Below are 25849 nucleotides of genomic sequence, written 5' to 3'. Positions count from 1 at the left end.
CCTAGGTGATCGGGACTTGAGCGGTGCGGCTGGTCAGGGCGGCGGTCCCGGCGGCGGCGTGCTCGCTGATCCCGACCACCGCCGCGCCCACCGGGGCGGCGAGGTCGATCTCGAACACCACCGACCAGGTGCCGTTGAACGTGGCGGGCTCGTCCGGGACGCACTCCAGCCTCAGCACGGCCGGGTCGGTCCGGTCCGCGGCGATCCACCAGTGCCTGCCCTGCGCACGGCCGCGCACCGGGGTGACGCTCAGGTGCGGTGCGTGCCGCACCGCAGGATCGACGGGCACGGTCAGCACGAAGCCGTCACAGCGGACCTGTTCGGGGGCGGGACCGCCCACGGTGAGCCGGAGCCGCGTGCCGGGCGCGGTGGCGTCGGCGGCGGCCCGCGACCCCGCGTGGCCCTCCACCCGGTACGGCAGCAGCGGTCGGTCGTTCACGCGCCCTCCTCGGTCGGCCGCAGCAGCAGGTAGCCCGCGCGGGCGGTCGGCACGGGCTCGTCGACGCGGGCGGAGTCGTCGGAGGCCAGGATCGGCAGTTCGGCCCACGTGCCCTCGTCGACGGGTTCGGCCCAGGTCCACTCGCCGTGCCACCGGGCGGGTTTCGGCATCACCACGCCGTCCGGCGCGCCGACCGCGAGCAGCGGGTTGAGCCGGAACGCCGCCCGGATGCGCCGCAACGCCGCGCCGACCACCTCGGTGTCCACGCGCAACGCGGCGACCGGGAGGATGTCGGTGGTGGCGTGCACGGCGCTGTGCGGGCACATCAGCAGGGTCAGGTCCAGTGGTTCCGGTTCGCCGGAAAGCCTGGCCCGCAACCGGATGCCCGCCCCGGTGCCGATCGGCTCGACGTAGCCGCCCGTCCCGTCGGGGGTCACCGCGTGCAACGCCTCGTACTCGACGGGCGCGCCCGGCCGCGCGGCCTGGTAGTAACCGATCAGGCCGTCCTTGAGCCGTTCGGCGTCGCCGAGCCGGACCGTCCACCGCCAGTCCGGGTACGGCTCCGCCGGCGGGTCGAGCACCCGGTCCCACGCGGGGTCGGTGAGCAGCGGGCCACGCAGCTCCAGGCCGAGCGCGGCGCGGACGAGGGCGACCGGTCGGCCGACGAGCCGCAGCGGGGAGGTGTCCTCGCTCGGCGTGAGATCACTGATCCGCTCCAGGCTGGTGTTGATCGTGGCCATCAACGCGGCGAACGCGTCGGGTCCTCGGCCGAGCAACCCGAGGGCGAAGCCGGCCACGTGCGGGTAGGTCCTGGCGAACTCCTCGTCCGAGGGGTGACGCAACGGGGCGTGCGGCAACGGCGTCCAGGTGATCTCGCGGTTCCCCGACACGACCACCACGCGCAGCTCACCCAGCGGCAGGCCGTCGGGCGCGTGCACGAGGACGGTCCGGTCGAGGTGGTTGACCAGCAACCAGCCCACCACCGCGGTCTCGACCGGCTCGAACCGGACCCTGGTGTCGTGCAGCAGCCTCGGCGGGAGCTGGAGGAAGCGCTGCGGGCCGGGCGCGTCGGGGAAGATGGGCCGGTCCGGCAGCACGCTCGCGGCGCGGATCGGTGCGAACTGGATCGGCTGGGAACCCTGCGCGGCGACCTTGCGCAGGGTCTGGCCGAACCGGTCGACCACGTGCAGCTCGCGGAAGTAGAACTGGCCGCCGCGCACGGGTTGGAACCGCTGGTCTCGCCGGTCTCCCGCGCCGTCGGGTACGTAGTCGGTGTCCCCGACCAGCTCGACCAGGTCGTCGTCGCCGGCCAGCGCGACCGCGGTGGTGACCTGGGTCTGACCGTCACGCTGGAGCAGCCACTCGGTGAAGCCGTCCAGGCGCTGCGACAGGACCTTCAGCTCGGACACGTCGGCACGCAGCTCGTGCAACGCCGAAACCTGCTCCGGCGGTGCGTTCCCGGCCTGCCGGTCGGCCTGGCCGCGCAGCACGTAGGAGAGCGACGGCGTGAGGAACGCCCGGCCGGTGAAGTCGGTCCAACGCAGGCCGCCTTCCGAGTCGGAGTCGGGAGCGGGCTCGGCCCCGGTGCCGAGCCAGCGGTAACGCTCGCCGTCGAACTCCCAGTGCTCACCGCCGTCCCCGGCGTACGGGGTGGCGCAGTGGATGATCCGCCACTGCACGTACATCGGCAGCCACGGTTGCGACCACACCGCCAGGTACTCCGGCCACGGGCCCTCCGAGGAACCCGCGGGGTCGGCGGTGATCGCGTGCAACGCGGTCTCCCCGTCCACATCGGTGGTGGCCGCGCGTTCCAGCAACTCGAACTCCACGACCAGCGCCGCGCACGCCGGGGGCAGTCCGTCGCTGTGCGGCGGCATCGGTGCGGCGGGGTCCGTCTCGGCCCAGGTCCCGCCGATCTTCACCTCGGTGAGCAACGCGGACGGCAACCGGCACGGCAGCGGGTCGTCCTCGGCGCGGGCGAGCGGGTCGACCGGGCCGCAGTCGCTGAGCAGGACGACCGGGTCGGCAGGCCGGTGGAACCCGCCCAACGTCCTCCTGCGCAGCTCGTACTCGGACGTCAAACCCTTGCGGGCGGCGAAGTCCGCGATGGCGGCGGGCAGGTCGTCCGGGTTGTCGGCGTGCGGGATGCGTGCCCGTGCGGCGGTCAACGCGGCCAGTTGCGTCTCGACCTCGGCGTGTGCCGCCGCGATGCGCGCGTCCCACTCCTCCGGGTCCACGACGTAACCGGGCGGGCGGTATCCCTCCTCCGGCAGGTCCCGCAGCCACCGCAGGCTCCACAGCCGCCACCGCGCCGCCTCCAGCCGCGGCGGGATCAGGTCGTGGGCGGCCTGGTCGGCGTTCAGCTCGGCGACCCAGGCGGGCTGGTCGGGTGGCGGTGGCGGGGTCTCCGCCCCGTCCGGCGGTCGGGTGGTGACCTCCCAGACCTGGCCGCCGTCCCGTGCGGCGAACCACGAGGCGTGGGTCAGCTCGGCCAGGTCGATCTCGCCGTCGGCGGTGTCCAGGTCGTCCGGGTTGCCGTGGTAGAGCGCGTTGACCAGGTCGCCCACCCGCGCCGACCGCGTCTGGTGCGCCGCGAGCGCGGTGGCGGCGTCGGCGGTGGAGTGGCCGATCGCGACCTTCACCGCCTCGGGCGCGGGCTTGGTCGGCGGTGGCTGGTAACCGCGCTGCTGCCAGTGGATGCCGAGCGCGGTGCCCGCGTACCGGGTGTGCCGGACGGTCGCGGGCAGGTCGTCGGGCACGGCCCAGCCGAGCGCCGCGGCCACCGCGCGGACGTCGTCGGGGTCGGTGTCGGGCGGGAGCAGCTCGGGGACGTCCCGGGCGCGGCGCAGGACGTCGGCGTCGTCGTCGCTGTACCAGCCGACGACCTGGTAGCTGAGCGTGGCTTCCGGCGGGTGGTCCTCGTCCGGCGGTGTCAGGTCCGCGAGGGTGTCGTGGAACAGGAACACGTTGCCGTGGTACGGCGCGAACGCGGCGAACGCCGGGAGGCCGGGGCCGATCGCGGTGAGGAACAACGGGCGCGCGGGCGGTTCCTCCCACGGGCCGTCGGCCAACGCGTGAGCACGCCCGATGTAGTCCCGCCGCGGTTCGCCGGCGGGCGCGAACGGGTCGAGGTACTGGGTGAACGCCTCGATCCCGAGGTCGTCGTGCTTCTCCAGGTAGTCGCTCTGCACGAGCCACCCGGCGACCTTCCGCTCACCGCCCACCCGCGCGTACCGCACGACGAGCCACCGGTTGGGCACCAGGGGGAACACCGACTCCCCGGTCACCGGGTCGACGTGCCCGGCGGTCAACGCCTCGGGGAGCTGCCACTGCACGTGGACACCTTCGGAGTCCGGCACGTCGAAGATGTCGCCGTCCTCGTACGGCCCCGGTTCCGCGCCGAGCTTGAAGCGCGGGTCGAGTGTCATCCGGAACCGCGGCTGCCACCGCAGGAAGTCCTGCGCGCGGACGTCCTTGTTGACCATGAGCGCGTGCACCCGGACGGGCACGACCAGTTCGGTGTCGGTCACGGGGTCTCCTCGGTGGTGGCCCTGATCCGGACCTCGACGGGCGCGTTGACCAGTTGCAGGGCGAACTCGGCCGGCGTCAGGTCGGCGCGGTCGAGGGCTCCCGCCAGCGCGGGCACCAACCCCAGCAGGTCCAGCACGTCAGGGTCGCCCGGGGCGTCGCGCAGGTGGTCCTCGAAGACGGAGCCCCCGTCCGGGAACGAGCGCTCCAGCGGGTAGCCGAGGTCGGGGCCGGGGTCGAGGCCGCGCAGCGAGATCACCTCGCCGTGGTCGATCCCGAAGTGGATGCCCTGGCCGGGTTCCCGGATCACCACCTCGTCCGGGATCGCGTCGAACAAGCACAGCAGGACGTCGGGCGCCGGGTGGTCACGGCGCAGCTCGGTGACGGGCCTGCCCGACGCGGTGGCCGACAGGTCGAACACCGGCCAGGCCCGGACCAGCTCGGAGCGGATCAACACCCCGGCGGCAGCCCGCGGGCCGGTGCTCGTGGCGTCCACCTCGGCGGTGAGGGCGGCGTCGGCGACCACGTCCACCGCGGTGTGCACGCCGACGTCGCGGGCGCCGGCGACCAGCGACTCCACCCACTGCCGGTCCACCACGAAGAACCGCAGCGATTCCGGTGGCAGCAGGTCCTGGTGCGGGACGAGGTGGCGGAACGGCACGCCACGCAGCAATGCCAACCCGTCCAGCCAGGCGGACATCGTCCCGCCGCGCTCGCGGGCGACGTGGTGCAGCGGACGCAGCCGTTCGCCGGTCAACGCGCCGACACCCGCCCTGGTCCGCCGGGTCCGGACGCCGGGGGTCGCGGGCACGTCGGGCTCGGGGCGCTGCGGTGCGGCGAACGCGTCGACCAGCACGCGCCCGAGCCCGCCCGGCGTGGTGGCGCCCTCCAGGTGCGGGTCCCCGGCCACGGCGAGGATGCGGACCACCTCGTTGGCCAGTTCCCGGCGGGCGCGGGCGAGTTCGGCCGCGTAGGCGGGATCGCTGAGGGCCAGCACGCGGCCGAGCGTCCACGCCGCGGCGTAGGAGACGTCGAACAGGCCGTTCTCCGGCTCGAAGATCAACGCGTGGTCGGCGGTCGGGTGCGGGGTGCTCCGGCCCACCACCGGGACGCGCGGCACGGCGGCGGGTGCGCAGGGGCCGCGGTACCAGCCGAAGGTCAGCTCGCCCGAACCGACCCGGTACGGCACGGGCACGTACCCCAGCCACAGCCGCCGGGCGGCGTACTCGGCCGCGTCGCCGCTCACCCCGCCGCCGGGCCGCAACCGCGGTGCCAGGTTCTCGGGGTCGTCCCGCCCCGGGTCGGCCAGCGCGTCGAGCAGGCTCCGCGCGTCGAGGACGGCGGCGGCGTCGGACCGGAACGACCACGACCGCAACGAGCACAGCCGGACCGCCCGGTACTCGTCGGGCACCGCGTCGTCGCCGAGCAGTTCCTTCCAGCCCTCCAACGACACCAGGTGCACGGCGTACGCGCCGGTCGTGCGGGCGAACCGGTTGGCGGCGACCACCGCGTAGCGGCCCTCGGTCAGCACCTCGCCGTCGTCGAGCAACGCGGGCGCGGTGGTCACGTCACGCACGTGGGCGAGGTGACGCAGTTCGTCCAGGCGCGGCACGACCGCCGAGAAGACCTCCCTCGGCACGTCGATGGTCTTCGTGGTGCTCGCGGACACGGCGGCGTCGATGCCCTCGTCGGCGAGCGTCGGCCCGAGCACGTCATCTTCGGCGGGGTGCCGCAGTTCTTCCACGGTCCTGGGCACCGCGTCACCGCGGGCGTCCGGGTCGTCCGGCAGCTCCCCCGCGTGGAACACCAGCAACGCCAGCCACGGTTCGCGGACGGGCACGTCCTCCAGGGCGTGCCCGTCGGTCTCCCGCTCCCACGGCAGGACCGCCCGGTCGAGCGTGATGTGCGGCAGGGTCAGCCGGTAGTCCCCCTCGGCGCCCTCCGCCGGGTAGAGCGCGTGCACCGAGGACTCGTCCAGCACGAAGCGCGCCGCCCTGACCTCGAACCGCTCGACCACCTCGGGCAGTTCGTGGCCCGGGGTGGGCACCGGGTCCTCGCCCTTCTTGAGCACCTGGGCGGTTTCCACCGCGTAGACACCGGCGGTGGCGCGGGGTTGGTAGTAATCGTGGAAGCTGATGCTCAGGTCGGGCTGGGTCGGCAACGCGGCTCACCTCGGGGCGGTAGTGGTCAGCGGGCGGTCGGTGAAGGCGGTGGCCGCCAGCTCGGCGTAGCGGGTGAGCGGGCCGTCGGCGTCCGGGCCGAGCCCCATCGCCGTCAACGCCTCGTGGACGGCGGTCCGCCGGGTCGCCGTCCCGGCGATCCGGGTGATCTCGGTGATGCTGTCCGGGTCCTCCACCGGGGCGGGTCCCCTCGGCTCGGGGTCCTGGCCGGGCAGCCGGGAGGGTTCCAGCGCGTCCACGTCGAACGCCTCGGCGTCGATCGGCCCGAGCGCGGGTGCGAGGTCGGGCGGCGGCACGGCGAACCGCAGCCCGGTCAGGCAGTTCGGCACCTGCGGGTCCTCGGTGAGCGCGTCACCCGGCCTGGCCAGCGGGGCTCCCCACATGGCGCGGGGCAGGCCCTGGACGACCGCGGTGACGCTCCAGCCGTGCTCCCGGGGGTCGAACGGCTCGCCGTCGAGCCTGATCGTGACGACGTGCTCGCTGGTGGCCCCGGTCAACAGCATCGGCCGGATGTCCACCGACGTGGCGTCGGCGCGGGCGAACTCCTCGCCGTTGAGCGTGATCGTGGTGGCGGGCAGGTTGGCGAGCGTGGCCAGGGAGAACCCGTCGGAGGAGACCAGGGCGGGCTTCTCCTCGGCGGCACGCAGCGCCTTCTCCTCCTCGTCGACGTCGGCGAGCAGCCCGGACTCCGGGACGATCGCGATCGGCGACGGGAGCTGGGTGCTGAACTCGTCCCAGCCGATCGCCGGCGCGCTGCTCCGCGACGCGCCGATGCCGATGGTGAAGGAGATGAACCAGACCTTGACGCGCACGGTGCCGCCGATCGGCGGTCCCCACAGGGAGAGCCGGACGCCGACCTCCAGCGACACCCGCTTCCGCACGAACAACACCTTCACGGTGGCCGCGACCCCGACGGACAACCCCATGTCCAAGTCGAAGTAGAACGGCTTCCACCGCACCAGCACGTCGAGCCACGCGGTGAACCACGCCTCCAGTTGGATGCCGTGGCCGCGGTCGTAGCGGGCTTCCAGCCTGCCGCCCGCCATGAACGCGCCGTCGGTGACGGCCGCGTACACCTCGCCCCGGATCGACACGTCGCCGCGCTTCCACTCCCAGCCCACCCTCGGCGGTTGCGGGTAGTAGGCGGGGACGACGAACTTCGGGTGGTAGCCGCCCAGGGTGAACACGAACCCCCGGCCACCGCCGACCGCCGTGGTGTCCGTGCCCCAGATGTAGAGGGACAGGCCACCGGTCAGCCGCGCGTCGGGGTCCAGGACGTAGGAACCCGGGGCGATCAGGACGTCCATGAAGAACAGGTGGTGGGCCTCCCGGTAACCCATCGCCATGTCGACCACGACCCTGGCCAGCGGTCGTCCGCCGGACCGGTTCCGGGGCAGGTCGACGGTGGCCCGCGCCAGCAGCAGCACGTTCCACTCCCGGCCGCCCTCCACGAGCAGCAGCGCGCGGGCCTCCAGGAAGCGGAACGACGTGAACTCCAGCCCGCCCGCGCCCCAGAACTGCCCCTCGCGCGGGGTGATCCACCCGCCGGGGCCGACCAGCCGCTCCAGCGCGTCCGACGGGTCGCCGTCCTCGGACAGCCGCTGCACCAGGGGGAATTCGCCGACCTGGTCGACGGTCGGGGTCCGCACCGTCGAGTTCACGCCGAACCCGAGCGCCACCGAGGTGACGGTGAAGGCGGGCACCCCGAACAACCCGCCCCCGTTGCGGCTGCTGATCTCGCCGAACAGGAACAACGAGGTCCAGCCGTCGGTGCGCCGCGCGTAGCTGCCGACGGCCTCCAGCGCGAAGAACCCGGTCTCGACGGCGAGGCGGCCGGTGAACCACTCGCGGTAGTCGGGGTTCTCGCGGCGTTCCAGGACGCCGGACAACTTCACCGGCGGCTTGTCCATGAGCACGCCCGCGCCGCTCAGCACCGGCCGCACCCCGAACGAGCCGTCGACGCCGATCCCCAGGCCCAGCAGGACGAAGCGCACCGGCCCGAGCGCGAGTTCGGCGTCGAGCACGACGTGCGCGGCACCGGCGGCGTAGGACAACGCGATGCGGTGGAACCGGGCGGGGCCCAGTGCCAGGTCGAGCTGCCGCGTGGTGGACGTGCCGTTCGCGAGCGCCGCACCACCGGTGGTGATCGGCACCGCGAGCGGGTCCTGCGCCACACCCGCGATGCTGTGGTCGAGGACCAGCTCCAAGCCGCTCGGCAACCCGGCGGCGGGCAGTCCGGGCACCCCGCGGCCCACGAGGTCCTCGGCGGGCTCCAGCGCCGCGACGACGGCGGCCACCTGCTCGGGCGTCCACGCCGTCGCGGCGTACCGGAACCCGAGGCCGGTGAGCACGAGGTCGTGGTCCGCGGGCACCGCGCTGCCGACCACCGGCAGGTCCGAGGCCCGTGCCTCCAGGACACCACGCACGACGACCGCGCGGGCGCGCTCCTGCCCGGTGCCGGTGACCGCGCCGAGCACCCCGATCCGCTCGCCCGCCACGGCGACCGCGAACGTGCCCGTGGCGGGCGCGCAGGCGATCGTGACGCCTTCGACGTCGGGCCAGTCCAACGCCGCCAGGTGGTCGCGGACGCCGTCCACCCCGGGCACGAGTGCCCCGAGCAGGTCGAGGACGTCCACACCCGCCCCGGGATCGGCACGCCAGGACGCCGTCAGCGCGGTGCCGTTCGGGTCGGTGTCCAGGGTGAGCCGGTAGTCCATCCACGCGGGCTCCTCGGGCGTTCCGCCCGCCGGCAGCGTCAGCTCGCCCTCCACACCGCCGACCCACGTGGCGCCCTCCTTGGCGAACCGCACCCGCGCCCGCACCGAACCGGTCAGGTCGCCGGCGGGGAACTCACCGTCCAACGCGACCGCGAAGCTCCGGGCCGCCGGGTCGAACGTCGCGGTGACGCCGTGCAGGACGAGCCCGGCCAGCGCCGCCGGCAGGGGGATGCCCCAGGTGTCCCGCAGCCAGTCGGCGACCTCGGCGAGGGCGAGGCCGTGGGCACCCGCGGTCATCGACCAGCCACCGGCGGCCGTGCGGCGTGCCTCCAGCCGCAGCGGCATGTCCCCGATGGACAGCGACGCGCCGATCACCACGTCGTCGGGTGCGCCGCGTTGCCCCGCCAGTTCCAAGGTGAGCCCGTCGACGGTGAGCCCGTCGAAGAAGGTCCAGTCCGTGGCCAGCCCGCACGACAGGTCGTAAGCCAGGTCGCGGAGCCGGACGACCGCGACCAGGTGCGAGACGTGCACGCCCGCGGGGATGCCGCTGCCCGCGAGCCGGTCGCCGACCAGTTCCCCGGTCTCCGGCGGGTCCTCCAGGACGGCGGTGAGCACGAGGCTCGGCAGGTGCACGGTCGCGGACATCCGGTTGCCCAGGACGACCGCCGTCGCGCCGAGCCCGGCGGTGACGACGTGGCTCGCGGCCACACCCTCGCCGAGGTCGGGTTCGTCGTGACCGACACCGAACTCCACCCACAGGTCGTCCAGCACCACCACGCCGGGTACCAGCTCGCTGTTCGCGCCCACCAGCCCGGCACGCACCCGTGCCCAGCGGATGCCGTGCGCGTCGACCCGCACCAGCACGTCCAGCCCGGTGACCGCGCTCGCCGCCGGTATCTCGTCGGGCAGCACCAGTTCGGCCGGCTCGACCGGGCCGAACCCGGGCACGCCGACGAGGTCGGTGGTGCCGGGCAGGGTCAGCTCGGGCCCGAACGCGCCGAACAGCTCGACGCCGCTGTCGAGGTCCGAACCCCGGACCACCAGGCTGACGACCCGACCCGCCAGCGGGAAGGTCACCCCGGCCGCCACCCACGACGACGGGAGCGCCCCACCGGGGGCGACCCCGACGCCGAGCAGCACCACCAGCGCGTCGAACCCCAGGTCCCGCAACGCTCCCAGGTCGATCCGCAGGTACGGCACGTCCACCGACCAGCCGCTCAGCGGTGCCGCCACCCGGAGCCCGGTGACGTGCTCGTTGCCCTCCGCCAGGAACGTGACCTCCACGCCGCCGAGCACGCCGAGCCCGGCGAGCGCGACGTCACCGGTGAGGGTCAGCGAGCCCTCGTCGAAGGTGAACCCGGCCGCCATGACCAGATCGGCTCCACCCAGGTAGGAGTCGAAGAACTCCCGGGCGTCCGCCAGCGCGAGTTGGTCGAACGACAGGGTGAACGGGGCCGAGGCGCCTGCCGCGTCGCCGATCAGGTCCAGCAGCTCGGGCACGGTCAGGGCGTCGGACATCAAGCTCTCCCGGGGGGTTGTCGGTCAGGGTTTGGGCACGGGCGGCAGCGGGGCGGAAGCGGCTCGGCGGAAGCGCTCGTTGCCCCGGCTGTCCACGGGCGTGCCGGGGTGGGCGGCCACGTCGCGCGCGACCTCGGCGGCCCGGTCGCGCAGCTGCTGCGGCACCGTGCTCGTCGCGACGGTGACGGTCCGGATCGGTTGTCCCGTCAGGCAATTGGTCACCGGCGTGTCCCCGGGCCGCCACCCGTCCGCCGCGACGGCCTGCCCGGATTCCCAGGCGTTCAACGCCGCGACGTACTCGTCCAGGGGCACGACCGACTTCGGCTCGGCCGCCGCGAGGGCGGCACGCAGCGCGGTGTGCGGTGCCTGCCCGGTGAACGCGGCGTCGGGCAGGTCGGCACGCTTGACCGGCAGGTGCAGCCGGCGGTGCAGGTGGGCCTGGACCTCGCCGGAACCCGTCTGCTTGGACAGCGTGGGCACGTAGGACATCCGCGTCGGCAGCCCCAGTTGTCGGGCGAGCACGACCTCGTTGACGTCGCGGGTGGTCAGCCGGAGCTGCCGGACCAGCTCGGCCGCGGCGAGCGCGGCCTTTTCTTTCGGCTTGACCAGCTTCACCAGGCGCTGGACCTCGCCGTTCGCGGAGCTGTCGCTGTCGCGTTCGGCGACGGTCGGCCGGATGCGGCGGAGGTCGACCTCGACGTAGACGCCGTGGAACCACGCCGTGGTCAGGTCGGCGCCGTGCGTCCGGGCCTCCTCCAGGTGGACGATCGGCTTCTGGAAGACCACGCCCCCGGTCGGCTTCTCCGGCACGGGCATGACCGGGGCGAGGGCCTGCCGCGCGAGCACGACGAGTTCGCCGTGCAGCTTGACCATGTCCTCGATCCACTCCCGCTGCTCCACCGGGAGCTTCCGGAAGGCGGCGGCGTTCGCCGGGGCGAGCCAGGCGGTGAACTGGTGCGCGTCCCGCCCGGTCTCCGCCGTGAACAGGGCCGCGGCGAGCCCTTCCGGGCTCCCGGTCTTGGCCTTCCACACGTGATCGCCCTGGTTGAGGCTCCCCGACAACACGTGCACGGCGTGCACCAGCTCGTGACCGAGGACCAGCTCGGGTGCGAGCGCGACGCGGTCGATCAACACCCCGTTGCGCGGGCCGAACACGACGGTCGGGGCGGCGCCGAGCCCCGTCTCCGCGTCGGGTGCCCCGCCCGGCAGGACGTGGCAGTGGTCCTCGAACGTCTCGTCCTGGAGGATCACCACGTTGACGGGGACCTCGCGCTGCGGCTTGGCGGCGGTAACCGCTTTCCAGCGACGCGGGTTGACCCCGAACTTGGCGTCGTCCGGTCCGTAATCACCAGGCAGGGACTTGCTGCGTCGTTCGGGCAGCGGGTAGCCGGAGGCGAAGAACCCGATCAGCCTGCGCCCCGCGTCGGTGTTCTCCAGCCGGCGCACCAGGTGCTCGACCTCGTCGACGTACTCGGCGGGCGTCAGCGCCGGTCGCTCGGGGGCGTACTTGCGCCCCAGCTCCCGCAGCCGTCGAGCGGTCACCGCGGTGTCACCGGAGACCGCCACCCCGGGCCGGATCTCGACGGCGGGCAGCTGGGTCCCGTGGTCCCAGTCGATCAGGACGTTCCGGCGGCGGAAGGGCGGTTTCACCTTGCTCCCGCCCCCGCCCGCGATCACGCCGCTCCCGGGTACCAGCACGCAGGACCCCTTCCCCTCGGCCGCCGCCGAGGGGATCGGCGTGGTCCACCGAGGAGCCTTGCGTGTTGAAAACTTTTCACCAGCCCGGCGGCGGGTGCTTCACCCCGACGTGCGACGGGTTTCGGCGGTTCGGCCCAAGCGCTCCACGACCAGTAGCCGCCGCGGTGGACCCGTTCGGACCAACACTTATCGGAATACGTTGTGCCACAGGGGTTTCCGGCAGGCTCAGTCGCCGACGGCGTTGAGGATCGCCTGTGCGACGTGGTGGGCCGCGTTGCGGTGGCCCGCGGCGTTGGGGTGCACGAGGGAGAGCTGGTCGGAGCCGCGGGCGGTCAGGCCCTCCGCCCAGTTGTCCCCGTCGCAGACGCTGTGGCCCTGCGAGGACTCGTAGAGGTCGATGAACGTGGCGGCCTGCTGCGTGCCCGCCGACGCCTTGATGCGCTCGTTGAGCGGTTCGAGCACGTCCTGGCGCAGCCAGTCCAGGTCACCGCGGCTGAGCCGACCGAAGTGCTCGGTGCTGCCGACCCGGCACCGGGAGGTGTCGGCGGGGATGACCGTCGGGTATGCCCGCCGCCTGGACCGCCTTGGCGGTGCAGGAATCACCCAGTGCCGCCCACTGGAACTCCGCCCTGGCGGCGGGTTGCGCCCCGGCCGGCGACCCGACCGCGAGCACACCCGCGGCCAGCGTCGCCGACCAGCCCAACACGGCCGCACGTGTACCGAAACCCGTCACGATCCCTCCCAAGAGGACGATGCCGATATCGCTCCGACCGCAGGCACACGGCCGCCGCACCATCCACTTCGGACTCGGACAGTCACTCGTACGCGGGTGCCGACGCCGGTCAGCCGACCCAGGCGGCCAACGCCGGCCACATCCCGGGCAGCAGCAGCACACCCCCCACGACGCAGAACGGCCAGATCAGCAACCGCTCGACCGGACCACCCGTGCGGAACCGCAACAACGCGGGCAGCCGGACCTCGTACCAGGTCTCACCGCGGATCGGCACCGGCCACAGGAACGGGCAGCCGGAGCGGGTCAGGGCGTCGCCGAGGCAGTGCACCAGGCACCCCGCCCCGACCGCCCACCCGATCCACCCCGCGAGCACGGACAGCTCCCGCACCAGCGTCCCGTTGGCCAGCCACAGCAGCCCGACCAGCGCCACCACGACGGCCAGCCAGTCACCGAGCGCGTTCACCGCCAGCAACACCGCGAACGCCAGCACCACCCCGACCGCCCACGTGCCCATCGAACCGGTCGCCCAGTTGATCCACCACCCGAGGAGGGCCGCGAACGCCAACGTGTGCGTGGCGTGCCGGTGCTGCCCGGACACCGGTTCGTCACGCGGCCCCTTGGTGAGCTGGTAGAGGCCGCGGGAAGCACCCCGCGCCACCACCGACAGCAGTCCGGTGAGCGGCCCGACGAGCCGGGAGGCCCGGGAACCGGGGTGGTCGAGGTCCGGGACGAGCGCGGACCCGGCGGTGACGGCCGCGACCACCACCGCCTGCGGCAAGGTGTGCGCACCGAGCAGCGGCGCGAGGGCGAGACCGGCACACCACCCGGTCCCGGCATGGGTCTTCCCGAGCATTGCCCAGACCGTCCACTCAGGACCTGAGGTACCGATCGCGAGTGGCGTCGCGTGAACGACGGACCCGTTCACGTTGTCGCGCCCCAAGAGGAACGACGACGAACAGGAAAACCAACGACAGGAGCACGAGCGGCACACCGCCACCCAGCCCCGCCACGCCCTCGTCGAGGAACCCCAACACCGAGACCAGCACGCCGAGCAGCCCCAGCGCCCCGAGCACCACCCGCATCACCGTCACTGGGTACGGCACGGACAGCGCCACGTCGGCCTGCTCCACCAGCGGCCGGGCCAACCGGGCGTCCTCCACCGGCACGCCACGCCGCAGCGCACGCGAGACGACACGGCGCTGCCCGAAGTCCAAGCCGCGCAACGCGCTGGAACCCACCACCCGTCGGAACACCAGGGCCATGACGAGACCGAACACGGCACCCCAGATCAACCCGACCCACACGTTGTCACGCAGAACGCCTTGGCCGGCACCGAACAACCCGCCGGCGAACAACCCGAGCAGAACGACCTTGCCGTACCGGATCCGCTGCGCCACCCCGTTGATCTACCCCGTCGCGCTCGCGCCGAACCGTCCGGTTCAAGCGCCACTACGGGCGGGCCCGAGCGTGGACTGGCGGGCGACGAGGGTCGGCGGCAGCAGCACCGACTCGTTGTCCGGCCTGCCCTCGACCAACCCGATCAACGTCTGCGCGGCACGGGTGCCCATCTCACGCATCGGGGAGCGGACCGAGGTCAGCGCGACCGGCAGTTCGGCGGCCGGCGGCACGTCGTTGTAGCCGACGACGGCGACGTCCTCGCCGACCCGGAGCCCGGCGTCGCGCACCGCGCCCATCGCGCCGATGGCGGCGAAGTCGTTGACCGCGAACAACGCCGTCGGCCGGGGCGTGAGCCGCAGCAGGGACTCGGCCGCCGCGCGACCACCCGCCACGTCGAACGGCGACCGCAGCACCGCTTCCGCGGGTACCCCGACCCCGGCGGCGGCGCAGGCGTCGAGGAAGCCGCGCGTGCGTTCGACACCGGTGGAGGCGTACGGCTCGCCGGCGATCACGCCCAGCCGGGTGTGCCCCAGTTCCAGCAGGTGCTCGGCGGCCAACCGCCCGCCGAGCAGGTCGTCACAGGTCACCGAGAGCACGCCGGGCAGCCTGCGCGAGGTGAGCACGAGCTTCGTGCCGCGCTCCACCAGTTCCCCGACCAGCGTGGCGTCGGTGCGGGCGTCGCCGAGGATCAGCCCGGCCACCCGCGCGCCCAGCAGGGTGGCCACCCGGCCGCGCTGCACCTCGGGCCGGTCCTGGCTGTTGGCCACCACCGCGTGGTACCCCGCCTCCGCCGCGCCGTGCTCGATGCCCTCGTAGATGGTGGCGAGCACGATGTCGGTCAGCGACGGCACGACCACGCCGAGCATCCGGGACCGCCCGGTGCGCAGGCTGGCCGCGACCGGGTGGGGCAGGTAGCCGAGCCGGGTGGCCACCTCCCGGATGCGCTCGGCCGTCGCGCTGCCGACGCCCTCGCCGCCACGCAGCGCGCGGGAGACGGTCGTGGGGTGCACACCGGCCGCCGCCGCGACGTCGGCCAGCTTCACGGGCTCGGCTCCCCCGGCCGGCCCACCCCAGTCGCCACTCACCGTGTCGGTTCCTTCGCTCGTTGTCGCTAATACCGCCCGGTTCTCCGGCCGGTCGCGCACCAGGCTGCCAGAGTCACCGGTGGATGACGTTCGGGCTCAGCTCTTGACCTCGGACGAGCTAGCTCACATGATGCTTCGAAATCGATTGCGCAATCGTTAGCGGAGGACCTGTGCATCTCGTCCTGTTGGGCACCGGCGGAACCATCGCCACCCGGGCGACCGGCGGTGGCCGCGCCGTGCAGGTGGACGCGGCGGAACTGCTGCGGGCCGCCGACGCGGTCTGGCCCCGGCCCGACGGGGTGCGCGTCGAGCCGCTCGACGTGGCCGGGAGGGCGAGCTTCGCGGCCGGGCTCACCGACGTGCTCGACCTGGCCGCACGGGTCGCGTCCGCCGTCGCGACGGCCGACGGGGTGGTGGTCGCCCACGGCACCGACACGCTGGAGGAAAGCGCGTTCCTGGTCTCGTTGACGCACTCCTCGCCGGTGCCGGTGGTGTTCACCGGTGCGCAACGGCCCTTCGACGACCCGGCACCGGACGGTGCGCGCAATCTCGCCGCCGCCCTGCGCTGGGCGGCGTCACCGCAGGCCCGCGGCACCGGCGTGACCCTGGCCTTCGCCGACCAGGTCCTGCCCGTGGTCGGCGTGCGCAAGACGCACACCCTCGCCCTGCGCGCGTTCGCCGCGCCCGGACGCGGCCCGCTGGGTCAGGTGGACGAGGCCGGCGTCCGGGCCTTCGCCACCACCCGGCCCGCGCCGCTGCTGGAGCCGGGCGTGCGCGACCTGCCCCGCGTGGAGGTCGTCGGCCAGTACCTCGGCGCGGACGCCTCGGCCTTCGCCGACGCCCGGTCGCGAGGCGTGCGCGGGGTGGTCGTCGCCGGGTTCGGCTCCGGCAACACCACGCCGGAGGCCACCCGCGCGTGCCTGGACCTGCTCTCCGCCGGCATCCCGGTGCTGATCACCAGCCGGGTGGGCGCGGGGCCGGTGGTCGGCCTCTACGCCGGCGGCGGCGCCGACCTCGCCGCCGCGGGCGCCGTCTTCGCCGGTGACCTCTCGCCCTGGCAGGCCCGGCTGCTGCTGGCCGGCGTGCTGGCCGGGACCGCACCGGGCGACCTCGACGCGGTCCGGGACCGCTGCCTCGGTTGGCTCCGCGCGACCGGGACCGTCCCGGAACCCACACCATCACCCAGGAAGGACCCCGCACGATGACCAAGGAAATTCTCGTGGCGTACGGCGTCGACGTCGACGCGGTCGGCGGCTGGCTCGGCTCCTACGGCGGCGAGGACTCGCCGTGCGACATCTCGCGCGGCCTGTTCGCCGGCGAGGTCGGCGTGCCGCGCATGTTGGAGCTGTTCCGCCGCAAGGGGATTCCCAGCACCTGGTTCTGGCCCGGCCACTCGATCGAGACCTTCGCCCGCGAGTTCGACGCCTGCGTCGAGGCCGGCCACGAGATCGGCGTGCACGGCTACAGCCACGAGAACCCCATCGCGATGAGCCGGGAGCAGGAGTCCGCCGTCCTGGACCACTGCATCGAGCTGATCGAGACCCGTGCCGGCCGGCGCCCCACCGGTTACGTCGCGCCGTGGTGGGAGTTCTCGCCGGTCACCAACGAACTGCTGCTGGAGCGCGGCATCAAGTACGACCACTCCCTGATGCACCGCGACTTCGAGCCGTACTACGTGCGCGTCGGCGACAGCTGGACGAAGATCGACTACGACCGCCCCGCGCAGACGTGGATGAAGCCGCTGGAGCGCGGCGCGGAGACCGACCTGATCGAGATCCCCGCGTCCTGGTACCTCGACGACCTGCCCCCCATGATGTTCGTCAAGGCCAGCCCGAACAGCCACGGTTTCGTCAGCCCGCGCGACCTCGAGGTGATGTGGCGCGACCAGTTCGACTGGGTCTACCGCGAGTCCGAGTACGCCGTGTTCACCATGACCGTGCACCCCGACGTCTCCGGCCGGCCGCAGAACCTGCTGATGCACGAGCGGCTGATCGACTACATCTCCGGTCACGAGGGCGTCCGCTGGGTCCAGTTCGACGAGATCGCCGACGACTTCGCCGCCCGCAACCCCCGCCGCTGACGCGGCATCCCACCCCCTAACGCACCCCCGAAGGTTCCCCCATGTCCGAAAAACCCCGCGACCTCCTCCCACCCGGGGGTGCGCCGCTCGCACCGCGCATGGTGCGCCGCGTGTCGATCGTCTGCTTCCTCGCCTGGGTCTTCAGCGTCTTCGACCACACCCTCTTCGGCACGCTCCTCCCGCAGATCGCGGACGACTTCGGGTGGAGCGCGACGGAGAGCACCACGGTCGCGACCTGGGTAACCGCCGGCACCTTCGTGGTATCGCTCGCCGTCGGCCCGATGCTGGACCGCTTCGGCCGCAAGCCGGCACTGATGATCACCACCGCGGGTGCCGCGCTCACCTCCGGCTTCAGCGCGTTGGCCGGCGGCAAGCTCTCGATCATCCTGGTGCGCTCGTTCTCCGGCCTCGGCTACTCCGAGGAAGTGGTCAACAGCGTCTACCTGAACGAGGTGTACGGCCGCAAGGGCAAGCGCGGCTTCATGTACAGCTTCGTGCAGAGCGGGTGGCCGGTCGGCGCGCTGCTCGGCGCGCTGCTCACCGCGCTGCTGCTGCCCACCATCGGCTGGCGCGGGGTGTTCCTGTTCGCCACGTTCCCGGCACTGGTGATCGTGCTGCTGGCCTGGCGGCTGCCGGAGTCCCCGGTGTTCGTCAACCTGCGGCACGTGCGCAAGCTGCGCGCGGCCGGGCGTGACGCCGAAGCCGCCGAGGTCGCCAAGGCCGCGGGCATCGAGGACGAGCGCGGCGGCACCGTGCGCGAGTTGTTCGCGCCCGGCCTGCGGCGGCACACCATCAGCCTCTCCGCCGCCTGGCTGCTGAACTGGATGGCGATCCAGGTGTTCTCGGTGCTCGGCACCACCGTGCTGGTCGAGGCCAAGGGGGTGAGCTTCGACAGCGCGCTGGTGGTGCTGATCCTGGCCAACGCCGCCGGGTTCGGCGGCTACCTCTTCCACGGCTACCTGGGCGACCGGATCGGCCGCCGCCGCACCATCATCATCGGCTGGTCGATCGGCGCCGTGGCGATGACCGTGATGCTGCTCGGCCCGGCGAACGCCCCGTTCGTCATCGGCATGTACGCCCTGGGCCTGTTCTTCCTCACCGGCCCGTACGCCGCGCTGCTGTTCTACATGGGCGAGTCCTTCCCCGCACACCTGCGCGGCATCGGACCGAACACCGCGCACATCATGGGCCCGATCGGCGCGATCGTCGGCTCCGCCGTGCTCTCGCTGCTCGTCAGCGCCGGTGTGTCCATGACCGTCGCCGCCCTGAGCGCGGGCTCGCTGGGCCTGGCCGGCTCGGCGCTCGCGATGCTCGGCACCCGCCGGGTCAGCCAGTCCGACACCGAGGCCACGGCCGAACCCACCCCGTCCGCTCGAACCACCGTGTGAGGAGAAGTCCTTTGTCCACCGAGGAAACCACGCCGCGCGACGACGGTCTGCCGGGCAAGGTCGCCGTCATCAGCGGCGGTGTCAGCGGTATCGGCCTGGCGCTCGCGCAGTCCTACGCCCGGGCCGGTGTCGCCACCGTGCTGGGCTACTACCCCGGCGACCCGCATGACCCCGAGGAGGCCGTGCGCGCCGTCCGGGCGCAGGGCGGCCGGGTCCTGGCCGTGCCCGCCGACGTGCGTGACCGCGCGGCGGTCGAGGAGTTCGCCGAGACGGCCGTGCGCGAGTTCGGCCGGCTGGACATCGCCGTGGCCAACGCGGGCATCCTGCGCCAGGCCGAGCTGGCGGACCTGTCCGACGAGGACTGGCACGCGATGCTCGACGTCGACCTGACCGGCGTGCTCCGCGTGCTGCGCGCGGCACACGCCCGGATGACCTCCGGCGGGGCGATGGTCGCGGTGTCCTCGATCGCGGGCGGCGTCTACGGCTGGGACGGCCACGCCCACTACGCCGCCGCGAAGGCCGGTGTGCTCGGGCTGGTGCGCTCGCTGGGCGTGGAGCTGGCCCCGCGCGGCATCCGCGTGAACGCGGTGATCCCAGGCCTGATCGAGACGCCGCAGTCGCTGGACGCGGAGAACTCGCTCGGCCCGGAGGGGCTGCGTGCCGCGGGCGCGGGCATCCCCGCGGGTCGCGTGGGCCGGGCCGACGAGGTCGCCAGGGCGATCCGCTTCCTCACCTCCGACGACGCCGCCTACATCACCGGTCAGCAGCTCATCGTGGACGGTGGGCTCACCGTGCGGTTCCCGGACTGAGGCCGACCATGAGGAGGACTGACGAGATGACCGACGGAGCACTTGCCGGACGCCGGTGCCTGATCACCGGCGCCGCCAGCGGCATCGGCGCGGCGATCGCGGTGGCCTACGCCCGCGAGGGCGCGATCGTCGCGCTGGCCGACCGGGACGAGGCCGGGCTCGCCCGGACCCGGGCCGCGCTGCCCGGCGGCGGCGGGCAGCACACCCACCACGTGCTCGACCTGACCGACCCGGCCGAGGTCACGGCCACCGTGGACGCCGTGATCGAGTCGCACGGCGGCGTCGACGTGCTGGTGAACTGCGCCGGCATCCTCGACGAGACGCCGTTGGTGGAGATGGACCTCGCCACCTGGCAGCGGATGATCGACGTCGACCTGACGAGCGTGTTCCTGCTCTGCCGGGCCGTGGTGCCGCACATGCTCGCGGCCGGTGGCGGCCGGGTGGTCAACGTCGCCTCGCAGCTCGCGCAGAAGGGCGGCGCGGGGCTGACCCACTACTGCGCGGCCAAGGCCGGTGTCATCGGCTTCACCAAGGCGCTCGCCAGGGAGGTCTCGGACCGGGGCGTGCTGGTGAACGCGATCGCGCCGGGTCCGATCAGCACACCGCTGATCGACGGCCTGAGCGAGCAGTGGCGGCGGGACAAGGAGGCCGAACTCCCGCTGGGCAGGTTCGGGCTGGCCGAGGAGGTCGCGCCCACGGCCGTCCTGCTCGCCTCCGACCCGGGCGGCAACCTCTACACCGGGCAGACGCTCGGCCCCAACAGCGGCGACGTGATGGCCTGACCGGTGTGCGGGGCGTGTGGCGCGACGACGACCTCCTGGACCGAGCGGATCTCCCCGCTCGGTCCGGGTGCCGCGCGGCGGCGGGCCCGTGCCCTGAACACCGCGCTGGAACTGGCCGGCAGGCGCGTCCGGGTGGTGCCGTGGCACGGCGGGGGGCTCTCCCTGCGCACCCCGACCGGTTGGCACTACGAGCGTTCCCTGACCTCGGCGGCGCGTCGGCTCGGCCCCCTCGTCCCCGCGGCCGGCGACGACCCCAGCACCAGCGCGTGCTTGCCTGGTGACCGCGAGCCGGACGGGTTGGCCGTGTGGTGCGCGTTGGTGGCCGTATCCGACCACGGGCCGGTCACGCTTGCCTTGCCCGGTATGCGGGTGAGGTTGGCCGAGGACGTCGTGGTGGAGCACAGGTGTGGCACGGACTCCGTGCTGCACGCCCCGGCCGGCGCACGGCGACTGCTCGCCCACCTGCTGGCCCTGGCTCCGGCGGTGCCCTCCCCCGCCAGGTGACGGGGGAGTTTCCAGGGCACCCGGTTGTCCGCCGGCTCGCGCCGATGACCGTGCCGGTGTTGTTGGCACGGCACGCGTCCCACCGTCGGCGAGGTTCAGCGCACCGGCCACGTCACCGTTGTTGTTGTAGACCGTGCTATTCACGGTGAGGAAGTGGCGGCGGCCGAGCGCGCGGCCCGGTTCTCCCACCTCACCCGGTCGGTCAGTCGAACGCCCGACACCCGCGCGCTCCTTCGGCAGCCGTTCGTCAGCTCTCTCGGTACAACGTGTAGAACACACGCCCGTTGCGATCGACGTCGTCACCACGCGCCCAGATCGCCACCTGGTGGACACCACTGATCGGGACCCGGTCGTGGTAGGACATGTTCTCCGTACCGGTCGCCTTCTCCTCAGGCGTAGCCGTGTCGAGCTGGTAACAAACCCAAATCCCGTCCGAGTGACCGCCGTGGTCGCAGGCGAACAGCTCCAGGACGTACTTGCCGTCCGGTTCGAGGTTGTAGCGATCGGCGGAAGGCTCGTCCTTGGGTGCCGTTTTGGTGGCGATGAGGATGTTCTTCACTCCGGTGACCGATGACGTCATCGATGTGCTCCTTCGATCAGGCTTCTCCGTGGCAGGCCCGTCTTCCGCCCTCTCGGTCGCACAACACCGAGCGGCTGCGGATATCGCTGCGTTCCTCATCCCAGCACCGAGCCCGGTCGACTACCGGCAGAATCACCCTTTGAGGGACCGTTACCCACACCGTGGTGTGAAGCAGGAACGCGAGTGACCGAGCGCTATTGATCGGGATGGTCACCCACTGGCGAGGTCCCGGACGATCACCCGTCCGGTCAACCGCAGGAACCGGGCACGACCCGCCGCGTCGACGTCACCGAGGCCGTACACCACGTGCCGGCCTTCCCGCGGCACCACCGTGATCAACGCGTCCTCGTTCAGCGCGACCAGTTCAAGTTCCTCGTCCTCTTCATCCTCGTCCGACGAGGACATGTGAACCCACGTGTGGCCGTCGTCGTCCACGCGCACCACCCAAGTCCCCGCGGAGGACCGATACGTCCCGACCGCCCGGATCGCATCGACCGGCGGGGGGTTCTGCGGCGGCAACGGGAGTTCGGGCTGCGACAAGTCCGCCAGCTCGTGCAGCAGGTGCCTGAACACCTCGGTGAACACGGGGAACACGTCACCGCCGTTGGTCAGCATCGCCACCGCGACACCGGCGTCCGGTACGACGTGCACGAACGCCCGCTGCCCCATCGTGGAACCGCTGTGCTCCACCACGACTGGCCCGCCGTAGTCGGGCATCGACCAACCGAGGCCCCAACGCCCGCTCATCAGCCCCGGTTCGGATGCCTCGACTTGGGGTTCGCGCATCGCGGCGAACTCCGGCGTCGAGAGGTGGTGCCGCACGAAGGCGAGCAGGTCGCGCGCGCTCATCGCGAGCGTCGCGCCGGCGGGAGCGGTGGAGGGCACGAGCGACCACCTCTTCACCGGTTCGAGCGACCCAGTCACCCCCGCCCGCACATGCCCGACCGCGGGCATACCCAGGATCGCCTCGTCGGCGTGCGTCGCGGTGTGGGCCAAGCCGAGCGGGGTGATCAGGTGCTCGCGCAGCGCCTGGTTGTACGGCTTGCCGCGCAGCACCTCCACCAATCGGCCGAGCACCACGTAACCGCTGTTGCAGTACGAGAAGCGCTCACCCGGAGGGGAGAACTGGGCGGCCCCGGCGAGCGCTTCGACGTACTTGCGCACGGCGTCGTCGTTGCTGCCGGTGTCGGTCCAGATGTCCCCCTCGAACCCGCCCGTGTGAGTGAGCAGGTGGCGCACCGTCACTGTCCGGGTGGCGACCTCGTCGGCGAGCCGGAACCCGCCGAGGTACTCCACCACCGGCCGGTCCAACTCGACCGCTCCCTCGTGCACCAACCGCATCACCAGCGTCGCCGTCCACACCTTGGTGATCGAGCCGATCTGGAACATCGCGTCGCTGGTCACCGGCACCCCGGTGGCGAGATTGAGCACGCCGGTCACGGCGTCCACGACCTGCCCGTCCACCAGCACGGCCACCTGCGCGCCGGGCAGTCCGTGCCGAGCCGCGAGCCGAGGCAACGCCTCGCCGATCCACTCCTCGGCCACTTCCGCACCATGCCCCACCCGACGCCCCCCGTCCGTGCACGCGCGTCACGGAGCGTACTGCGCCCGTCACGTCGCACAGGGGACAAAGCGGTGGGGGGCCTGCCCATGACGGCACCAGCACCAGCGACACAGCCCACAACAAAAAGGGACCAGCAGTCACTCGCAACGAGTGACCAACTGATCCCATCCTTGTAGTGCCCCCGGCAGGATTCGAACCTGCGCACCCGCCTCCGGAGGGCGGTGCTCTATCCCCTGAGCTACGGGGGCCGCAGCTACGGGTGAAACCTTAGCAGGCCCGGAACGTCAAGTTGCACACCCCCCACCCTTCGAGCGCGCCACCGGGGCAGCGAGTCGCGACTACGGTCGCTGACCAGCGGATACGGTGACCAGCAACGCGCAGGAGCACAAAGGTTGCACATGCGTTTAGCCGACCACGCGCAGTGACAACCGACTTCCGACGCTGACGGGCACGCCACAAGCGGTGCCACGCTGAGCAACGGAAACATCACCAGCGCGTGATCACGAACCGGAGCGGGTAGTTCGGAGCTGGTGGTGAACCCACCCGGAGACCGGTTGCATTCATGCGCATACGACTATATGTTTCAGCTATGGGTCACGGTCACGGCCACGGAGTGTCGTCGGGGAGCGCCAAGCACCTCGGCCGGCTCTGGGTGGCGTTCGCCATCGGTGCGGCCTTCATGGGCGTCGAGTTCGCCGTCGGGTTCGCCACGCAATCGCTTGCGCTCATATCGGACGCCGCGCACATGCTTACTGACGTGCTGGGCGTCGGCATGGCCCTCGCGGCGATCATGCTGGCTCGGCGCGCCTCCTTCCGGGGCAGCCGGACGTTCGGCATGTACCGGGCGGAGGTGTTGGCCGCCCTTGCCAACGCCGTGTTGCTGTTCGGCGTCGCGGCCTACGTGGTGTTCGAAGCCTTCGGGCGCTTCGGCAACCCCCCGGAGGTCCCCGGCCTGCCGGTGATGCTGGCCGCGGCGGCGGGGTTGGTGGCCAACCTGGTCTCCTTCTTCATGCTCCGCGAGGGCGCCAAGGAGAGCATCAACGTCCGCGGCGCGTACCTGGAGGTGCTGGCGGACCTCGTCGGATCGGTCGGCGTGCTCATCAGCGGCGCGTTGACGTTGATCTTCGACTGGCGTTACGCGGACCCCGTGATGGGTGTCGCCATCGGCCTGTTCGTCCTGCCCCGCACGTGGAAGCTGGCCGCCGGCGCGTTGCGGATCCTCTTCCAGCACGCGCCGGCCCGCCTGGACGTCGCCGCGATGCAGGCCGAACTCGGCCGGCTGCCGGGCGTCGAGGAGGCGCACGACCTGCACGTCTGGACGCTCACCTCGGGCATGGAGGTCGCCTCGGCGCACCTCACCACCTGCGCGGACGCCGACCCCGCGCGGGTGCTCCAGGCCGCGCAGTCACTGCTGGCCGACCGGTACCACATCGAGCACGCCACGCTTCAGGTCGAACCGGGCTCGTCGGCGGAGCGCTGTCGCGAGATCTCGTGGTGATAGCGGGCCGCGTAACGCGTCGGGGTCTCGCCGAACAGGGCGGTGAAATCACGCACCAGGTGGGGCTGGTCGGCGTAGCCGAGTTCGCCGGCGAGCGCCGCCCAGTCCACCCGCGTGCCGGCCGCCATCCGCTGCGTGACCTCGTGCAGCCGGTACCGCCGGATCACCCACTTGGGACCGACGCCGACGTGCTCGGCGAACAACCGCTGTAGCCCGCGCGGGCTCAACCCGGTCTCGTCCGCCAGCTCGCCGACCCGCGCGATGTCCGGCCGCGCGATCACGGTGTCCACGACCCGCGCCGCCAGCTCGGCGTCCGGGTCGGGCTCCGGCAGGCACCCGCGCAGCACCTCCTCCACCGCCGCCGCGGTGGGCTCGCGCACGGGCGGCAGCATCGACGGCACCGTGCGGTCGGTGATGGTGCGGACCGGCGCACCGAGGAAACCCCGGAACCGACCGGGCCGGAACGCCACGCCGAACACGCTGCCGTCGCCGTCGAGCACGCGGTGCACGTGCCTGCTCGACACCCCGCTCACCGTCGCCCGCCCACCCTGCAACGCCAGGTGCACGTTGGGGTACGGCACGATCAACTGCCGGTACGGCCGGTCGTACGACCAACGCACCACCCAGTAACGGGCCACGTGCGCGGCGAGGTCGGGCGCGGGCGCGAGGAACTCGTGGCTCTGGTGCCGCCGCCAGTCCAGCTCCCGCTCGTCCCGCACGCCGACCAGCGTATGTCGCGTTTGTTCAAGACAACCGCCGCGGGCCCGACGTAGCGTGCGGCCATGCACACCGAACACCTGGTGGAACGGGCCGCCGAGCCGGTTCTGCGGATCATCGACGCCATCCGGCCCGACCAGCTCGGCGCGCCCACGCCGTGCGCGGAGTACGACGTCGCCGACCTGGTGCGCCACCTGTTGTTCTGGGGCCCGGCGCTGGAGGGCGCGGGCCGCAAGGAGCAGGTCGTCCCGGAGGGCGTCGAGTCCGATGTGGACCTCGACGGCTGGCAGGACCGGTTGAAGGAGCAGTTGCGGCGCACCGCGAGCGCCTGGGGCACGACCGCCGCGTGGGCAGGCACGACGCACATGGGCTCGCCACACGACATGCCCGCCGCGCTGGTGGGCGGCATGGTGGCCGGCGAGATCGCGGTGCACGGCTGGGACTTCGCGCGGAGCATCGGCGTGGACGCGGCGTGGGACGACGACCTGTTGGCGTTCCTGCACGGCGAGTTGACCGCCCACGCCGAGATGGGCCGCGAAATGGGCGTGTACGGCCCGGAGGTGCCGGTGCCCGCGGACGCGCCGCTGCTGGACCGGGTGGTCGCGCTCACCGGCCGGCAACCGTAGTCACA

The 25849-nt window shown here is 72.6% G+C and carries 20 protein-coding genes and 1 tRNA gene; 8 read left to right on the top strand and 13 right to left on the bottom strand.

Annotation, left to right across the window (positions count from 1 at the left end; all coding sequences use genetic code 11):
* Window position 1 precedes the first annotated feature (1 nt).
* From KZQ38_RS04535 to KZQ38_RS04495, 9 genes are all read right to left on the bottom strand, one after another.
* Window positions 2–439, bottom strand: coding sequence for a hypothetical protein (locus KZQ38_RS04535; protein WP_219438640.1), 438 nt, complete (start codon window positions 437–439; stop codon window positions 2–4).
* A complete protein-coding gene (locus tag KZQ38_RS04530; protein ID WP_219438638.1) occupies window positions 436–3969 on the bottom strand; it encodes a hypothetical protein in 3534 nt (1177 codons plus the stop codon). The genes KZQ38_RS04535 and KZQ38_RS04530 overlap by 4 nt, the downstream gene beginning before the upstream one ends.
* Window positions 3966–6128, bottom strand: coding sequence for a hypothetical protein (locus tag KZQ38_RS04525; RefSeq protein WP_219438635.1), 2163 nt, complete (start codon window positions 6126–6128; stop codon window positions 3966–3968). The genes KZQ38_RS04530 and KZQ38_RS04525 overlap by 4 nt, the downstream gene beginning before the upstream one ends.
* Window positions 6129–6134: 6 nt before the next feature.
* On the bottom strand, window positions 6135–10382 hold the full coding sequence (locus KZQ38_RS04520) for a DUF6603 domain-containing protein (protein ID WP_219438634.1): 4248 nt from the start codon (window positions 10380–10382) through the stop codon (window positions 6135–6137).
* Between the two features lie 24 nt (window positions 10383–10406).
* Window positions 10407–12080 (bottom strand): hypothetical protein, encoded by a 1674-nt coding sequence (locus KZQ38_RS04515; protein WP_219438632.1) that lies wholly within the window; start codon window positions 12078–12080, stop codon window positions 10407–10409.
* A 225-nt stretch (window positions 12081–12305) separates the two neighbouring features.
* Window positions 12306–12683, bottom strand: coding sequence for an SGNH/GDSL hydrolase family protein (locus KZQ38_RS04510; protein WP_219438630.1), 378 nt, complete (start codon window positions 12681–12683; stop codon window positions 12306–12308).
* 239 nt (window positions 12684–12922) lie between these two features.
* Entirely contained in the window at window positions 12923–13666 is a 744-nt protein-coding gene (locus KZQ38_RS04505; RefSeq protein ID WP_219438628.1) for a metal-dependent hydrolase, read from the bottom strand.
* Between the two features lie 16 nt (window positions 13667–13682).
* Window positions 13683–14210, bottom strand: a complete 528-nt coding sequence (locus KZQ38_RS04500) for a hypothetical protein (protein ID WP_219438626.1) — start codon at window positions 14208–14210, stop codon at window positions 13683–13685.
* Between the two features lie 42 nt (window positions 14211–14252).
* Window positions 14253–15254 (bottom strand): LacI family DNA-binding transcriptional regulator, encoded by a 1002-nt coding sequence (locus KZQ38_RS04495; RefSeq protein WP_219438624.1) that lies wholly within the window; start codon window positions 15252–15254, stop codon window positions 14253–14255.
* Window positions 15255–15466: 212 nt separating this feature from the next.
* On the opposite strand from KZQ38_RS04495, the gene KZQ38_RS04490 reads away from it, so the two are divergent.
* From KZQ38_RS04490 to KZQ38_RS04465, 6 genes are read left to right on the top strand one after another with little or no spacing between them, the layout of a single operon-like run.
* Window positions 15467–16501: an asparaginase gene (locus KZQ38_RS04490; RefSeq protein WP_219438623.1), complete on the top strand. Its 1035-nt coding sequence runs from the start codon at window positions 15467–15469 to the stop codon at window positions 16499–16501.
* Entirely contained in the window at window positions 16498–17376 is an 879-nt protein-coding gene (locus KZQ38_RS04485) for a polysaccharide deacetylase family protein (RefSeq protein WP_219438621.1), read from the top strand. The genes KZQ38_RS04490 and KZQ38_RS04485 overlap by 4 nt, the downstream gene beginning before the upstream one ends.
* Window positions 17377–17417: 41 nt before the next feature.
* Window positions 17418–18764: an MFS transporter gene (locus tag KZQ38_RS04480; RefSeq protein ID WP_219438619.1), complete on the top strand. Its 1347-nt coding sequence runs from the start codon at window positions 17418–17420 to the stop codon at window positions 18762–18764.
* Between the two features lie 11 nt (window positions 18765–18775).
* Window positions 18776–19573 carry an SDR family NAD(P)-dependent oxidoreductase gene (locus KZQ38_RS04475; protein WP_219438617.1) on the top strand — a complete coding sequence of 266 codons (798 nt, stop codon included), beginning with the start codon at window positions 18776–18778 and terminating at the stop codon, window positions 19571–19573.
* A 26-nt stretch (window positions 19574–19599) separates the two neighbouring features.
* A complete protein-coding gene (locus KZQ38_RS04470) occupies window positions 19600–20355 on the top strand; it encodes an SDR family NAD(P)-dependent oxidoreductase (RefSeq protein WP_219438615.1) in 756 nt (251 codons plus the stop codon).
* Window positions 20356–20358: 3 nt separating this feature from the next.
* A complete protein-coding gene (locus KZQ38_RS04465) occupies window positions 20359–20859 on the top strand; it encodes a hypothetical protein (protein WP_219438613.1) in 501 nt (166 codons plus the stop codon).
* Between the two features lie 247 nt (window positions 20860–21106).
* Here KZQ38_RS04465 and KZQ38_RS04460 read toward each other — a convergent pair whose 3' ends face one another.
* The 3 genes from KZQ38_RS04460 to KZQ38_RS04450 all read right to left on the bottom strand — a co-directional run bounded on the left by KZQ38_RS04460 (window position 21107) and on the right by KZQ38_RS04450 (window position 23251).
* Window positions 21107–21439 carry a hypothetical protein gene (locus KZQ38_RS04460; RefSeq protein WP_219438610.1) on the bottom strand — a complete coding sequence of 111 codons (333 nt, stop codon included), beginning with the start codon at window positions 21437–21439 and terminating at the stop codon, window positions 21107–21109.
* A 210-nt stretch (window positions 21440–21649) separates the two neighbouring features.
* Entirely contained in the window at window positions 21650–22984 is a 1335-nt protein-coding gene (locus tag KZQ38_RS04455) for a serine hydrolase domain-containing protein (RefSeq protein WP_219438608.1), read from the bottom strand.
* Window positions 22985–23179: 195 nt separating this feature from the next.
* Window positions 23180–23251, bottom strand: a tRNA-Arg gene (locus KZQ38_RS04450).
* 341 nt (window positions 23252–23592) lie between these two features.
* Between KZQ38_RS04450 and KZQ38_RS04445 the strand changes: the two genes are divergently transcribed.
* Window positions 23593–24501 carry a cation diffusion facilitator family transporter gene (locus KZQ38_RS04445; protein ID WP_219438606.1) on the top strand — a complete coding sequence of 303 codons (909 nt, stop codon included), beginning with the start codon at window positions 23593–23595 and terminating at the stop codon, window positions 24499–24501.
* Here the strand turns inward: KZQ38_RS04445 and KZQ38_RS04440 are convergent.
* Complete coding sequence (locus KZQ38_RS04440) at window positions 24450–25220, bottom strand: AraC family transcriptional regulator (protein ID WP_219438604.1); 771 nt, start codon at window positions 25218–25220, stop codon at window positions 24450–24452. The two genes, KZQ38_RS04445 and KZQ38_RS04440, sit on opposite strands and share 52 nt — an antisense overlap.
* A gap of 63 nt (window positions 25221–25283) precedes the next feature.
* Here KZQ38_RS04440 and KZQ38_RS04435 point away from each other — a divergent pair, with 63 nt between their 5' ends.
* The gene (locus KZQ38_RS04435; RefSeq protein WP_219438602.1) at window positions 25284–25844 is read left to right on the top strand and encodes a TIGR03086 family metal-binding protein; all 561 of its coding nucleotides are present in this window, start codon (window positions 25284–25286) and stop codon (window positions 25842–25844) included.
* Window positions 25845–25849 lie beyond the last annotated feature (5 nt).

It is taken from the genome of Saccharothrix obliqua (genome assembly GCF_019375475.1).
Classification (GTDB): Bacteria; Actinomycetota; Actinomycetes; order Mycobacteriales; family Pseudonocardiaceae; genus Actinosynnema; species Actinosynnema obliqua.
The sequence above is the reverse complement of the archived record's forward strand: the minus strand, read 5'-3'. Positions and strand labels throughout refer to the sequence as shown.